Origin of the sequence: Burkholderia sp. AU33545 (assembly GCF_020419685.1) — a bacterium.
Taxonomy (GTDB): Bacteria; Pseudomonadota; Gammaproteobacteria; order Burkholderiales; family Burkholderiaceae; genus Burkholderia; species Burkholderia diffusa.
The window spans coordinates 364387-376858 of record NZ_JAIZRQ010000003.1; the positions used below are offsets into that span (position 1 = coordinate 364387).

Here is a 12472-nt window from a genome sequence, read left to right on the forward strand (position 1 = left end):
TTCATGCAGAGCGCATCGAGTAGCGAATCTTCGGTTGACGGGAAACGGGTTGAGGTCATACGGGTGCTCCCTGGCGTCCGGTTACGCTATATCCTGCACGGGGTCGGGTTGCGTTCGCTGCCCCTCGCGCGGGTCTGTGTTATCGGTCTGCGTTCCAGTAACCATGCTTGCCGTAGAACTCATGCAACTCGATTTCGTAGCTTCGATGAACGAGCTGCGAATCGTCGTATAGAGGGCTCCGGCGGATTGCATCGCGCGTGAGCGTGGTCGATACCGTTTTCGTTGACCAGTCCACGTGGTCGAGCCAGTGGGTCGCGATCAGCACTTCCTTGCCGGTCGACCACCAGCTCGACGTGTCGATCGCCAGGTAGCGGATCACCCACGCTTCGTCGTCGTAAATGAAGTCCGACACGTGGCCGATATGTCCGTCCGTGGCTTCGAGCCGATATCTGTCGACCTCGCCGGTGCTATGCAAATGCGTATCCGCCGGTGCGCCGGACGGGGCGGTGCCCGAGAAAAGCGGATCGCCCGCTTCAGGGTCCTGCGACGGCCCCGCGGGATCGAAAGCCGGGTATGCGCCCATTCCCCAAAGGTTCGGCCCGCCCCAGTAAGTCGGGTAGTTGTAGTAACGCAGGATCTCGATTTCGTGCTGGCGGGATACCGGCTTGTGCGTGTCCAGATTCGGGCTATCTCTCACTTGCTGTTGCGTCAGGTTGACATATAGCGTGCGGAACTCGGCATGCGTGACGGAATACGGCGAGATCAGCACCTGCCTGTCGTGCAGCCAGTCGCCCATCTCGACGACGAGGTAACGGATGCACCAGTTGTCATCGTCGAAGTAGGCCTGGCGGATGTGCCCGATATCGCCGTCCTTCGCTCGAACCGTGTCGCCGTGCAGCTTTCGGATGCTTCGCAACATGATGTCCTCGCCAGAGCAATGCCCGGCGCTTTGCTGATCCGGCCGACATGCCTGCCGTGCGGTGGCATCCAGCCGTTCGTCCGCTGATGCGGAGCGTTTCTTGCCGAGCGCGTCCCCTCGGATGGCCGGCATATTTGAAACGCTACACGCGACGAATGGCCGATGCGGTACGAAACCGTACAAAGCGCGAACGGAGGCACTAGGTCGGCCCTCCTGCAGGCATGTCGCGACATCCAACCTGACGCTATCATGAGGACGGCGAATAAGTTAGGGTTGACACGTTGATGAGCTACCGGGCCTCATTGGGGCAGCGGTGAATTCGGTCAGGTGGCATAGCTCTACGCGCGGGCTCAGTCTGTCCGATGCCGACGGTTTGTCGGTGCGCGTGACGAGCAGAACCGGAGCGGCTCCGGAGCGTGCGCGGACCGGCTGTGTGTTTGTCAGCGCGGTCCGGTTGAGTCGAGGTCCCGGTCGATGCGACGGCGATGCGAAGCCGCGAGCGTGTTCGTCCCGCGGTGTCCGGTGTGTTGCGGCGTAACGCGCGCGTGCCCGGCGGAATATTCAGATCGGGCCTATGCTGGCGTTGTGACCGGCGGCATTCCACGCTGGCGTGTTGTCAGCACGCAGCCCGTCGAATCCGGGCCAGCCTCATCCGGCACTCAGCTCCACGGAGGTGGATATGCGCAGCAGGTATCGAGAGCAGCATACGAACGGTGGCAAGAGCGAACGCAATGTCGACGAGGCGGTCGAGGGGACGTTCCCCGCCAGTGATCCGCCATCGATCGGCGGTGTCACCCGGATGATTTCCCGCCCGGCTCATCGAAAGCATCACCGGAAGTCGCACCACATCAAGCACCGATAGCGCAGGTTGCGCGGCGCTGATCGGCGCGTTGCGTGACCGGAATACTGGGTAGCCTGAAGGTAGGTAATCCGTTTCGTCGAGAGCGCGAAGGTGTCGATCCTCCGGTTTCGCGCCTTCGGGAGCGTCACGGAAATCTGCGGTGCGATAGCGGCTAGAGTCGCTTCAGGTCGGGAAGCAGGCGATCGAATTCGCGTTTGACCACCCCATAGCATTCGCACACGCGCTTTTCGAGTCCGGGGCGGTCCAGCACTTCGATATGGCCGTAGTTGTAGCGGATGAGGCCTGCGTCTTGCAGCTTCAATGCCGCTTCCGTTACTCCCGACCTGCGCACGCCCAGCATGTTGGCGATCAGCTCCTGCGTCATGCGCAGCTCGTTCGAAGGCAGGCGGTCGAGGCTGAGCAGCAGCCAGCGGCACAGTTGCTGATCGATCGAGTGATGCCGGTTGCACACCGCGGTCTGGGCCATCTGCGTGATGAGCGCCTGGGTATAGCGCAACAACAGGCGTTGCATCGAATTGCCGCGCCGGAATTCTTCTTTCAGGATGCGCGCGTCGAGCCGGTAGGCTTGCCCCGCGCTTTGTACCACGGCGCGGCTCGGCGTCGTTTCGCCGCCCATGAACAGCGCCACGCCGATCATGCCCTCATGGCCGACGATCGCGATTTCAGCGGAAGAGCCGTCCTCCATCACATACAGCAGGGAAACGATCGACGTGGTCGGAAAATAGACGTGATGAAGCTGGCCACCCGACTCGTACAGCACGTTTCCCAACGGCATGTCGACAAGGGTCAGGTGAGGGGCGAGGTGATCTCGTTCATCTTCTGGCAGCGCGGCAAGCAGGTGATTTTCGGTAATGGGCGGGTTGTCCAGCATGCGTGGCTCCTGCGCTCGCGCGCGGCTGACGATGGAGAATCCGGCCGATATGGGCGCAGCGGGAATTGGCGGGACGGGGCAACCATCATACTTTACCGATCCGACGACCGGACAGGATGGTGGGGCAATGCGTCCTTTTTTTTCGATGAGTTCGGAATGACCGTTCGAATGCGAATCTACCTTCAAGAATTATAGTGTCGGCACATGTCTCATCAAGGTTGCGCGCTCTCGATACGGCACCGATATTTCACTGCGCGGTTGACGGAAAATCCAGGTCGCCACGCGTGCGCAGCGTCGACCGCGGAAGATACGCGTCGATGACTCGGGTGCGTCGGTGTTCAGCGTTCAGGTGGGGGTACGTCGAGGCGGTGGATCTAATCGAAGCGCGCGAAGGCGGAGGGAACGCGAGGCACTGGCGATATCATGCCGGTTACGAATGCGATTGAAAGTCTGATCACGCAACTGCGCAAGATCATCAAGACGCGTGGTCACTTCCCGAATGATGAGGCGACTGCGAGCGACATCCGATTGACGGAGTGCCTGCAAGCCGGGCGCTTCATTTCCGGCGCCGCAGCCGACTTAGAAGCTCGAGCGCTACCATGTCAGCATCGTTGTTCATCATCTCCGCTCGCAGCAGCAAACCGCCGACACGAACGGCCGCATCCCAGCTCGCCTCAGACATCGTCTGGTGATTGGTGGCCAGTTGCTCGGCGAGAGCAAGTAGCGCCGTCATCGTTCCCGGCTCGCCGGACGTTCGGTACTCTTCATGCCCTGCAACTAGCTGGAATAGAGCCAGAATCGATTCGGCATTGACGGGAGGGGTGGCCATACGATCCTTATACGCCCTTTATCCTTGCCGGGCGAACTTTCAAGTCTGGCCCTTGAGCTCGCCTAGTATCGCCGCGCGTACCCTTCTCGATACAGAGTCGCACCGATAGACGTCAGCAGGGCGATGTCTTCCTCGCTCAATGTGTTCCATGCCTCTGCCAGCCAACCAGCAAAGCCTGCGCAGGCGTGGTCCATGTCGATCATCGCTCTTCCTTCGGCGTTCAGTTGTTCGAAAACAGTGATCACATCGTGGGGAGTCATGAAGTGCTCCTGATGAGCTTCCAGCATACTCGGTATCCAGTCCGGCGCCACCTAAATCGACCGACGCTGTTGATGTCCACGCTGAATTGACCCATCGGGGACGCGATATGCATATCGGCAAATGCGGGCTTCGACGCCATGCGTAGTCACTACCTGTACGCCATTCGCGATTGCCGTCTGTGGGGAGGCCGCCAATGTTTCGAAACGGCACTTGCCATGCTTGGTGAATCACCCAGGCAGGTCGGCACGCCAGCTCCGGCTGATGCGGACATTCATGCAGGGGTAGACAATGGCCGATGCGATGCAGCGGTATAGGAGCGAACTGTCCGCAGCCACGCGCGGCAGAGGTGCACCGGCTTCTATTTGCCCTGGAAGTAGCGTGAAGCAGGCCACTGTGTTCCTCCCAGAACGTTAGCAGGACCTGTTGCATGCTGACTGGCACGAGGAGACAGCCGGCGTTCAGGTCAACGGCGTCTGCTGGCTCCGCCCGGATTGCGCTGGATCGAGTTTGACGGTAGCGACGACGGTACCTCGACAGAACTCGTCTTGAGATATCACGCGTTGGTGATTATTCATAGAAGGCGCGCGATGATGCTCCAATGCACGCGACCCAAAGCCGACAACAGCCGACTGAATATATCGGTATCGTGGACGGGGTCGTCGTTGCCCGACTGCGCGGAATGGAGTATTTAATAGTGCGTCTTGAGTGAGCCCTTCACCAATAAGCAATTGTCGTGGGGGCCCAGTGCGCTGCGGAACATTTTGATATCCATGGTCTTTGCGGCCGGCTCCCAAGGGTCGTTGTAAAAGACAACTGTATCCTTGACTCCAGTCACGACGATGGCATGCTGCTGCCCCATGTGGAAGGCGCCGCCGGCCCAGATTGGACCGTATCTCCATAGAGCGTCTTCCAACCACTCCGTTGTGACTTCTGTTTTGAATGGCTTCGGGGGATCGAGGGGCATGAGGCCCTCGACACGGATAAGCTTCGAGATGGACGCTTGGGCCATCCCCTGATCCTTGCGCCATACATCCGGTAAGCCAAGCCGTGGCCCTGGACGAAAGTAATATGAAACCATGCACGCGGCTGCGTACCAGCAAGCCATGTCTCCATGTGGTTGCGGGCCTTTGCCGTCGCCGTTATCGAGCGTCAGCCACTCACCGTCGGAATTTCTTCGTTGCCCGACGAGAGGCACAGTAAGTAACCGATAGTTCGGGCGCTTCATTCCTGATCTCCCGAGCGATGCTATGTGCTGAAGAATAGGAAGTATTGCAACGCGAAGCAACGGCGGGACTCAACTCGCACCGCGATGCGAATTATTCAATCGCTGCAGAATAGGGCATCGTGCGCTGTCCCATTGCAGCGTCGTGGCAAGGACCAGTTCCGCTACGATGAGCACGCCCAGGATTTTGAGCCAGAGGATCAGGAGCGCTTTCACGACCATACTGCCATCAGCGCTGTCGTGACGATTCGGCGCGACGTCCTCGACACGCAAGGGCCACGACGGTGGGTTGTTGTTCGTGGCGAAGAGCGCGTCCAGGCGGTCTGGCCGATCCGGTCGATATTCGCGCTGACTCGTAGCGAGCAAAGCGCATTGTCCTTGCTCCAGACGACAAGCACTTTGGAAATCGTCTCGCCGCAGCCGGCCGTAGGCGGAACGGTCCTTCCCGGGCTCAGGCGCGAGATCGACGCGATGGATCTCCGCATCGCCCGGATTGCGACCGTCAGGGGCCGGTTGATCACGGCCGCCGAGATGGTGATCGTGGCAGGCGCAGCGTTGACCGGGTTCGCCGCGTACCCGTTGCGGCACTGTTGAAAATCGAAGGCCCGCGATACGCGGGCCTCGTGCAATCAGCAATTGCCTTTCTTTGCCTGTCCGGGCGGGCAGAACCCGTTCCCCGGTCCGCCTTGCGGCGCAACGACCACCGGTGGGCCCGGCACGTATGCGACGCACCCGCTGAGCGCGCCGACCACGCTCGCCGCTGCAAGCAATGCGATAACCCCTTTCTTCACTTCGTTCTCCCGTTTATTGAGGAAAGGGCCGTGAGGCCCTTTCGATGATGCTGCCGACGCGTCAGAAGCTGAAATTGACGTTCGACTGGCTGGTCGTTGCGTTGACGTTCGTCGATTGCGTTGCGCCCGACGCTGCGTCCGCCTCGATCGTATATTGTGCCGCGGCACCCGGCGACGCAGCCAGCGCGACCGGCAGCGAGCCCGAGTAAGTGCCGACGATCGGCGCGGCCGTGGGTACGTTGAGCGCATAGGCGCCCGTATCCATGTTCGCGTTGATCGACGTGATCTCGTACGCGTTTGCATCGACGGTCTGCAATGCACGCACGAACGCGTCGGCGCTTGCCGTCACCGTGCCGCTGACCGTGCTCATCGTCGATGCCGGCAGCGTGATCGGCGCGTTCGACGCCGACACCGCCGTGGTCGTGTTCACGACGACAGGAACCGAGCGCACGATGCCTGACGCGAAGTTGTTCTGCACGATCACGACGTCGTAGTTGCCTTGCGTCGAGCTCTGGATCAGCGGCGACAGCACGAACTTCCCGGTACCGTCGGCAACCGTGCCGCGGACCACCTTGCCGCCTTGTTCCGCATACACGGTCGCGCCTGCTTCGGCCGATGCGACGTAACCGGAGATCGCACCGCTCACGACGGTCGGGATCGCGGTGACGACCGGCTTCAGTGCGTACGTGCCGTTGCCGCGCTGGACGATCGACTTGCACGCGTTGAAGTCGAGCACGAGGTCGACGAGCGTGTTCGGCTGAACCGTGAAAGGCTGGATGATCTTGTAGCCGCTTTGCGTTGCGCTCGGCGTCGCGAGCGCCTGTTCCGTGCCGCCGGTCGGAACGACCGAGTTCGCGAGGGTATTGCCCTGGTTCTGCGCGAGAACCAGGCGGACCTGTTGATACTGGCCCGCCGGCAGCGCGGTCTGACCGATATCGGCGAGCACGCCGTTGGTCAGCGACAGCAGGTCGATCTTCTGTGGTGTCGCCAGCGTGATCGTCGACCAGCCGGCGTCGTTGTCGGAGGCATTCCCATTCGCATTGACGCGGACCTGCGAGACGGTTATGAAGACATGATCGAAGCCGCATGAAGGCGCATCGGTCATCGCGACGTGCAGCGTGCCGGTTTGCGGGCTGCCGTCATCGCCGCCGCCGCATCCTGCGAGCGCCAACGGCACCGCTGCCGCACATAGTGCGGCCTTCCAGAACGTCTTGTTCATTGTCTTGTCCCCCTCCGAAGTTATTGTGGGTGCAACGAAGCATAGCGTCGGGAATTGCCCACAGTATGGACAGTTTTGAAACGAACCGTAAATTCTGCGTCGGAGCGTAAGGACTGACGCTTCTCGATCGGTATTTGCGATGCAAGGGCCGGTAATGCGGTTCGCGGCGAATGAATTACGTCCGGGAACACGGCCCGTTTCGCGATCGGCGAAAACTTGATCGGTGAAAGCACTGAATCCACCCCGATTATTTCGCCGCTATAGTCGAAGCACGAACGGTAGTCGCGTGCGCCCTGCGCCGCCACCGTTCAGGTAACGACTGTAGACGGATGCTGTATGAAAAACACAATCGAAAAGACCACCGGACCGGTGTGGGGTGTGGCGGCAGGCGTAATCCTGGCTGCCGCGGGACTGAGTCTCGGCATTTTCCCGAAATCGCTGAACAGCATGGGAACCGTAAACGACTTCATGGCATCCGGCGTCGCGATGCTGGGGATCTTCCTCGTCGTCTATTCCACGCACGAACTACGACGAAAACGCCTGAACTGAGCGTCGGGGCACCGTCTCCGCGCCGAACGCTCCAGGCCGACCGCCGGCTCAGGAATGCGCGCGCCCGTCGGTGGAGCCGGAATCGACCAGCAGGTCGTCGACGATGATTTCGCCGGCCGCCCGGCCCGCGCGCAACGCGTTGAGGGTGTCGTCGAACAGGCGGCCGCCATCGTCACCGAGCCGGACCGGCGCCAGCAGGCGCGGCGCGCAGCCGGCCGCGCGAACCTGCACGACCGCCACGAACCCGAACCGAAGCGTGGCGGGTGGCGGCGCGTGGTCGCGCGGTTCGTCTAGCCGGAATTCGCAGCGGACATCGATGGTGTATCCGCGGTAGGTGTACGCACTGTTCATCTGCAGCTCGCTCGGAAGGGAACGCGACGACGGACCGTGGGCGCATGATATCGGCTCGCGCGAGCCGGTGGGGATGGGGTGTCTACCTACTTGAGGATTTCGTGCCGGTAGACGAGCTCGACGATGCGCTTCGTCGGGATGCTCGCGCGCAGCGCATCGACGTTGTCGATACGAAACCACTTGCACGTCTCGATCTCGTTGCTGGCCTGGGCCGTATGCTCCGGGCCGACTTCCGCGAAGAACACATGGTGCACCTTCGCGAGCCCGGTGAACTGCATCGAATAGACGAGATTCTGGCCGACGATGCCGGTTTCTTCCAGCAGTTCCCGATGTGCAGCCTCGAGCGGCGTTTCGCTGCGCTTGATCGTGCCGCCGGGCAACGCCCAGCGCGACGATACGCGCGCAACGAGCAAGACCTGTTCTTCGCGGTAGCAGACGACGGTTGCGCGTTCCTTGACGGGAACCGCACTGGCTTCCGGCGTATTCGTGGGGACGGGAGCTTGAGGCATGATCCGATTCTAGCGAGAGTCGGCCGCCCGTCCAAGCGGGAGCCGCCGAGCGCGCCGCGGCCCGTCGGTCGGGCCGCGTTGCGATGGAATCCGTAGCGTTACTTCTGTTCCGGCAAGAACCAGTTCATCACGAGCGCGCAGATGCCGCCCGTCGCGACGCCCGATTCCAGCACGTTCTTCAGTGCATGCGGCAGGCTGTTCAGGATATCCGGCACTTGCGACACGCCGAGGCCGAGCGCGAGCGACACCGCGATGATCAGCAGCGCACGGCGATCGAGATGGATGCCGGACAGGATGTTGATGCCCGATGCGGCCACCGCGCCGAACATCACCATCGCCGCACCGCCGAGCACGGGCTCGGGCACGGCCTGCAGCGCGCCCGCGACGACCGGGAACAGGCCGAGCACCACGAGCATGCCCGCGATCCAGATGCCGACGTAGCGGCTTGCGACGCCGGTAATCTGGATCACGCCGTTGTTCTGCGCGAACACGGAGCTCGGGAACGTGTTGAACACGCCGGCCAGCAGCGAGTTCGCGCCGTTTACGAGCACGCCGCCCTTGATCCGTTGCATCCACACCGGTCCCTCGACCGGCTCCTTCGAGATCTTGCTGGTGGCGGTGACGTCGCCGATCGCCTCGAGCGACGTGACGAGGTAGATGATCAGCATCGGCACGAACAGCGACCACGAGAAACCGATGCCGAAGTGCAGCGGCGTCGGGACCTGGAACAGCGCGGCCTGATGCACGCCGGTAAAGTCGAGGCGGCCCAGCACCGCAGCCGCGGCATAGCCGATCACGAGCGCGATCACGAGCGCGGTGCTGCGCACCCACACGATCGGCACGCGGTTCAGCAGGATGATCGTGCCGAGCACGAGGCACGACAGCGTCAGGTTCTGGGCGCTCGCGAACGTGCCGTTGGCCATCGCGCCGTAGCCGCCGCCCATGCTGATCAGGCCGACCTTGATCAGCGTGAGGCCGATCAGCAACACCACGATGCCGGTGACGAGCGGCGTGATCAGGCGCTTCACGAACGGCAGGATGCGCGACACGCCCATCTCGACGAACGAGCCGGCGATCACGACGCCGAAGATCGCGGCCATCACGGTCTCGACCGGCGTGCCCTGCTTGACCATCACGCTGCCGCCGGCGATCAGCGGGCCGACGAAGTTGAAGCTGGTGCCCTGCACGATCAGGAGGCCGGCGCCGAGCGGACCAAAGCGCTTGCACTGCACGAAGGTCGCGATACCGGAAATCACCAGCGACATCGACACGATAAGGGTCGTATCGCGGCTCGATACGCCGAGCGCCTGGCAGATCAGCAGGCCGGGCGTGACGATCGGCACGATGATCGCCAGCAGGTGCTGGAGCGCGGCGACGAAGGCGACCATCGGCGCGGGCCGGTCATTGGGGCCATAAACGAGGTCGCGCGACGAATCGGCGTCGTCGGTGCCGTGGGAGGCAGATCGGGCGGGGGAGGCGGGTTGCATGGCGAGCGGGCCGGACAGGATGGAAAGTGCGGCATTTTAGCCGAAGGGCCGGCTGGCGCCCCCGGCGCGATGCAATGGTCGGGATTCGGGAAAGCGGTGCCGGATCCGTGTCGTCGAGGGCGTGGCGCCGCCCCGGTTTGTCAGCGCGTGCGGCCCGGCGGGCGCTCCGGCGGACAGCTGGCGGGCAACTGGCGGACCGTCCGTCCGGGCAGGGCACGTCGGTCATCGCGGCCGCCGTGCGCGGCGTCGAGGCGCTGGCACAGTCGCTTGCGCTGGAGCTCAGGCCGATTCGCGTGAACGTCGTCGCGCCCGGTTTCGTCGACACGCCGCTGTACGACGCATTCGGCCCGCAAGCGCGCGACGCGATCCTCGGCGGGGCCGCGTCGTCGTTGCCGGGCGGCCGCGTCGGTCGCGCCGATGAAGTCGGGGAAGCGATCGCGTTCCTGCTGGGCAACCGTTTCATGAATGCCGAGATCCTGCACATCGACGGGGGCGGCCGGCTGGTGTGAGGCGCGGGCGTTGCGTGCGGATCGTGATGCTTCAGTCGGCGGCGCCCGTTTGCGTGCCGCGCGCCCGTGCGCGCGGTGCGCGGGCCGCCGGATACGCGCGTTTGCACACGTCGATGACGACATCGCGCAGACGGCGATGCACCGGGTCGCGCTGCATCCGCGGATGCCAGAGCGCGGAGATCAGGATCTCGGGCAGCCGGACCGGTATCGCGAAGGTGCGCAGCCCCAGCGCGTCCACGAGCCCCGGCGTGAATGCGTTGCCGAGGCTCGAGCGCGGCACGAGCGCAATCAGGTCGGTGCCGGCCGCGACGCGCATCGCATCGGGATAGCCGGGCACCACGACCTGAACGATTTGGGCGGGCGCGAGCGTGTCTGCCGGACCGTTCGCCGGCCCGCCGAAGTCGCCGAGTTGCGATGCGATCACGTGACGGCAGGCCGCGTAGCGCGCGGGCGTGATCCGGGCCGCCGCGAACAGCGGATGCCCGGCGCGTGCCACCGCGACGTGTCCGTCGTGAAAGAGCTCGCGCGTGTGCAGTTCGGGCGCGTCGTCGCCGCGCTTGCCGATTTCCAGGTCGACCATGCCGTCGCGCAGCGGCCCCGGATCGCGGTCGAGCCTGGCGACGAATCGCACGCGCACACCGGGTGCGATTTCGCCGATCGCGGCGACCACCGGGCCGGCGAGCATGTCCATGAACGACGCCGCCGCACGGATGGTGAACGTGGACGACAGCGTGGCCATGTCGAGATCGGCCGTGGCTGGACGAAGCACGGCACGGGCATCGCTCGCGATGGCATGCACGCGATCGCGCAACGCCGATGCGTGCGGCGTCGGCACGAGCCGGCGTCCGGCGCGCACGAGCAGTGGGTCGCCCGTGGCGGTGCGCAGCCGCGTGAGCGTGCGGCTCATCGCGGAGGTGCTCAGTCCGAGCCGGCGCGCGGCGCCGGTCACGCTCCCTTCGGTCAGCAGCACGTCGAGCGCGGTGACGAGGTTCAGGTCGATGTCTTCCATCCGGACAGCATACGGCATCGCACGCCGTGACAGGGCGTTTAATGCAACTATTGATTGAGTTCGGTGCGTCTGGTGCATGTGAAGGTGCACGCCTATAGTGGCTGGATGACGAACGCCGGCAAAGGTGAAATCCATGCAATCGACTTTATCGAACCCCAGGACACCATCGATCCTGCTCGTCGCGGCCTCGCGTGGCCTCGGGCTTGCGATGGCGGAACAGTTCCTGAACAAGGGCTGGCACGTCACCGGAACCGTGCGCGCGGCATCGGGGCGCACGCAGCTGCACGCGCTCGCCGAACGCTTCGACGGACGGCTCGAGGTCGAGACGCTCGACATCTGCGAGCCGGAACAGCTGACCGCGCTGCGCGCGCGCTTGTCGGGCCGGCGCTTCGACATGCTGTTCGTGAACGCCGGCACGACCAACGATCCGAACGAAACGATCGGCGAAGTCACGACCGACGAATTCGTGCGCGTGATGATCACGAATGCGCTGGCGCCGATGCGCGTGATCGAGGCGCTGCAGGATCTCGTGACCGCGGACGGCCTGATCGGCGCGATGTCGTCGGGGCAGGGAAGTGTCGCGAACAACGTGAGCGGAATGCGCGAGGTCTACCGCGGCAGCAAGGCCGCGCTGAACCAGTTCATGCGCAGTTTCGCGGCGCGTCAGGCCGGCACGCCGCGCGCGATGGTGCTGATGGCGCCGGGCTGGGTCCGCACGGAACTCGGCGGGCCCGATGCGCGATTGACGATCGACGAAAGCGTGCCGAGCCTCGTGAACGTGTTGATCGAGAAGCAACGGCGCGCGGGGCTCGAATACCTCGATTACCAGGGGCGCACCGTGCCGTGGTAGCGGCCGGAGCAGCGGCGCGCGTGACGCGGGCAAAGCCGGCCGGCCAGGGCATCGCGCCGGCATGCGACGAACCCACCGCGAACCGGTCGCGCGAAGCGCTGCCGCCGCGTGCGTGACGATGCGCTGCGCGCACGGCGCCGATTCAATACAATGCGACGTCTGGGCGTCGGCATCGTGTCGGGCCGCCGAGCGCCACCTTCGACGAGCAACCGCGCATTGTGGAATGACGACCCG

General features: G+C 63.7%; 15 protein-coding genes. 5 read left to right on the forward strand and 10 right to left on the reverse strand.

Translation table 11 applies throughout. The features are described 5' to 3' along the window. Positions 1 to 139: 139 nt before the first annotated feature. Positions 140 to 919: a PRC-barrel domain-containing protein gene (locus tag LGM71_RS11715; RefSeq protein WP_226114906.1), complete on the reverse strand. Its 780-nt coding sequence runs from the start codon at positions 917 to 919 to the stop codon at positions 140 to 142. Positions 920 to 1598: 679 nt separating this feature from the next. Between LGM71_RS11715 and LGM71_RS33285 the strand changes: the two genes are divergently transcribed. Next, a complete protein-coding gene (locus LGM71_RS33285; RefSeq protein WP_082728783.1) occupies positions 1599 to 1781 on the forward strand; it encodes a hypothetical protein in 183 nt (60 codons plus the stop codon). Positions 1782 to 1932: 151 nt separating this feature from the next. Here LGM71_RS33285 and LGM71_RS11720 read toward each other — a convergent pair whose 3' ends face one another. The 4 genes from LGM71_RS11720 to LGM71_RS11735 all read right to left on the reverse strand — a co-directional run bounded on the left by LGM71_RS11720 (position 1933) and on the right by LGM71_RS11735 (position 4967). Then, positions 1933 to 2652: a Crp/Fnr family transcriptional regulator gene (locus LGM71_RS11720; RefSeq protein ID WP_124628431.1), complete on the reverse strand. Its 720-nt coding sequence runs from the start codon at positions 2650 to 2652 to the stop codon at positions 1933 to 1935. A gap of 556 nt (positions 2653 to 3208) precedes the next feature. Then, positions 3209 to 3481 (reverse strand): hypothetical protein, encoded by a 273-nt coding sequence (locus tag LGM71_RS11725; RefSeq protein WP_226114907.1) that lies wholly within the window; start codon positions 3479 to 3481, stop codon positions 3209 to 3211. Between the two features lie 62 nt (positions 3482 to 3543). After that, on the reverse strand, positions 3544 to 3768 hold the full coding sequence (locus tag LGM71_RS11730) for a hypothetical protein (protein WP_413226871.1): 225 nt from the start codon (positions 3766 to 3768) through the stop codon (positions 3544 to 3546). Positions 3769 to 4430: 662 nt separating this feature from the next. Further along, positions 4431 to 4967 carry a papain-like cysteine protease family protein gene (locus LGM71_RS11735; RefSeq protein WP_226114908.1) on the reverse strand — a complete coding sequence of 179 codons (537 nt, stop codon included), beginning with the start codon at positions 4965 to 4967 and terminating at the stop codon, positions 4431 to 4433. 84 nt (positions 4968 to 5051) lie between these two features. On the opposite strand from LGM71_RS11735, the gene LGM71_RS11740 reads away from it, so the two are divergent. Then, positions 5052 to 5558, forward strand: coding sequence for a hypothetical protein (locus tag LGM71_RS11740; protein WP_226114909.1), 507 nt, complete (start codon positions 5052 to 5054; stop codon positions 5556 to 5558). Between the two features lie 258 nt (positions 5559 to 5816). On the opposite strand, the gene LGM71_RS11745 is transcribed toward LGM71_RS11740, so the two are convergent. After that, complete coding sequence (locus LGM71_RS11745; protein WP_124628419.1) at positions 5817 to 6974, reverse strand: DUF4382 domain-containing protein; 1158 nt, start codon at positions 6972 to 6974, stop codon at positions 5817 to 5819. 336 nt (positions 6975 to 7310) lie between these two features. Here LGM71_RS11745 and LGM71_RS11750 point away from each other — a divergent pair, with 336 nt between their 5' ends. Next, the gene (locus LGM71_RS11750; RefSeq protein ID WP_059598746.1) at positions 7311 to 7523 is read left to right on the forward strand and encodes a hypothetical protein; all 213 of its coding nucleotides are present in this window, start codon (positions 7311 to 7313) and stop codon (positions 7521 to 7523) included. Between the two features lie 48 nt (positions 7524 to 7571). Here LGM71_RS11750 and LGM71_RS11755 read toward each other — a convergent pair whose 3' ends face one another. From LGM71_RS11755 to LGM71_RS11765, 3 genes are all read right to left on the reverse strand, one after another. Then, positions 7572 to 7874: a hydrogenase maturation factor gene (locus LGM71_RS11755; RefSeq protein ID WP_151048745.1), complete on the reverse strand. Its 303-nt coding sequence runs from the start codon at positions 7872 to 7874 to the stop codon at positions 7572 to 7574. A gap of 86 nt (positions 7875 to 7960) precedes the next feature. Further along, a complete protein-coding gene (locus LGM71_RS11760) occupies positions 7961 to 8383 on the reverse strand; it encodes an NUDIX hydrolase (protein WP_226114910.1) in 423 nt (140 codons plus the stop codon). 98 nt (positions 8384 to 8481) lie between these two features. Next, complete coding sequence (locus tag LGM71_RS11765) at positions 8482 to 9870, reverse strand: nucleobase:cation symporter-2 family protein (RefSeq protein WP_226114911.1); 1389 nt, start codon at positions 9868 to 9870, stop codon at positions 8482 to 8484. Between the two features lie 137 nt (positions 9871 to 10007). Between LGM71_RS11765 and LGM71_RS11770 the strand changes: the two genes are divergently transcribed. Continuing rightward, positions 10008 to 10379, forward strand: coding sequence for an SDR family oxidoreductase (locus LGM71_RS11770; RefSeq protein WP_226114912.1), 372 nt, complete (start codon positions 10008 to 10010; stop codon positions 10377 to 10379). A gap of 31 nt (positions 10380 to 10410) precedes the next feature. On the opposite strand, the gene LGM71_RS11775 is transcribed toward LGM71_RS11770, so the two are convergent. After that, positions 10411 to 11388, reverse strand: a complete 978-nt coding sequence (locus LGM71_RS11775) for a LysR family transcriptional regulator (protein WP_226115144.1) — start codon at positions 11386 to 11388, stop codon at positions 10411 to 10413. Between the two features lie 133 nt (positions 11389 to 11521). On the opposite strand from LGM71_RS11775, the gene LGM71_RS11780 reads away from it, so the two are divergent. Further along, positions 11522 to 12238 carry an SDR family oxidoreductase gene (locus tag LGM71_RS11780; protein ID WP_151048742.1) on the forward strand — a complete coding sequence of 239 codons (717 nt, stop codon included), beginning with the start codon at positions 11522 to 11524 and terminating at the stop codon, positions 12236 to 12238. The last annotated feature ends 234 nt before the right edge of the window (positions 12239 to 12472 follow it).

What these genes read in the sequence shown, in the direction of transcription:
- LGM71_RS11775 (WP_226115144.1), bottom strand. Translation starts at nt 11,388, where the DNA reads ATGGAAGACATCGACCTGAACCTCGTCACCGCGCTCGACGTGCTGCTG.
- LGM71_RS11740 (WP_226114909.1), top strand. Translation starts at nt 5,052, where the DNA reads ATGCGAATTATTCAATCGCTGCAGAATAGGGCATCGTGCGCTGTCCCA.
- LGM71_RS11750 (WP_059598746.1), top strand. Translation starts at nt 7,311, where the DNA reads ATGAAAAACACAATCGAAAAGACCACCGGACCGGTGTGGGGTGTGGCG.
- LGM71_RS11725 (WP_226114907.1), bottom strand. Translation starts at nt 3,481, where the DNA reads ATGGCCACCCCTCCCGTCAATGCCGAATCGATTCTGGCTCTATTCCAG.
- LGM71_RS11755 (WP_151048745.1), bottom strand. Translation starts at nt 7,874, where the DNA reads ATGAACAGTGCGTACACCTACCGCGGATACACCATCGATGTCCGCTGC.
- LGM71_RS33285 (WP_082728783.1), top strand. Translation starts at nt 1,599, where the DNA reads ATGCGCAGCAGGTATCGAGAGCAGCATACGAACGGTGGCAAGAGCGAA.
- LGM71_RS11780 (WP_151048742.1), top strand. Translation starts at nt 11,522, where the DNA reads ATGCAATCGACTTTATCGAACCCCAGGACACCATCGATCCTGCTCGTC.
- LGM71_RS11735 (WP_226114908.1), bottom strand. Translation starts at nt 4,967, where the DNA reads ATGAAGCGCCCGAACTATCGGTTACTTACTGTGCCTCTCGTCGGGCAA.
- LGM71_RS11720 (WP_124628431.1), bottom strand. Translation starts at nt 2,652, where the DNA reads ATGCTGGACAACCCGCCCATTACCGAAAATCACCTGCTTGCCGCGCTG.
- LGM71_RS11760 (WP_226114910.1), bottom strand. Translation starts at nt 8,383, where the DNA reads ATGCCTCAAGCTCCCGTCCCCACGAATACGCCGGAAGCCAGTGCGGTT.
- LGM71_RS11715 (WP_226114906.1), bottom strand. Translation starts at nt 919, where the DNA reads ATGTTGCGAAGCATCCGAAAGCTGCACGGCGACACGGTTCGAGCGAAG.
- LGM71_RS11765 (WP_226114911.1), bottom strand. Translation starts at nt 9,870, where the DNA reads ATGCAACCCGCCTCCCCCGCCCGATCTGCCTCCCACGGCACCGACGAC.
- LGM71_RS11745 (WP_124628419.1), bottom strand. Translation starts at nt 6,974, where the DNA reads ATGAACAAGACGTTCTGGAAGGCCGCACTATGTGCGGCAGCGGTGCCG.
- LGM71_RS11730 (WP_413226871.1), bottom strand. Translation starts at nt 3,768, where the DNA reads ATGCTGGAAGCTCATCAGGAGCACTTCATGACTCCCCACGATGTGATC.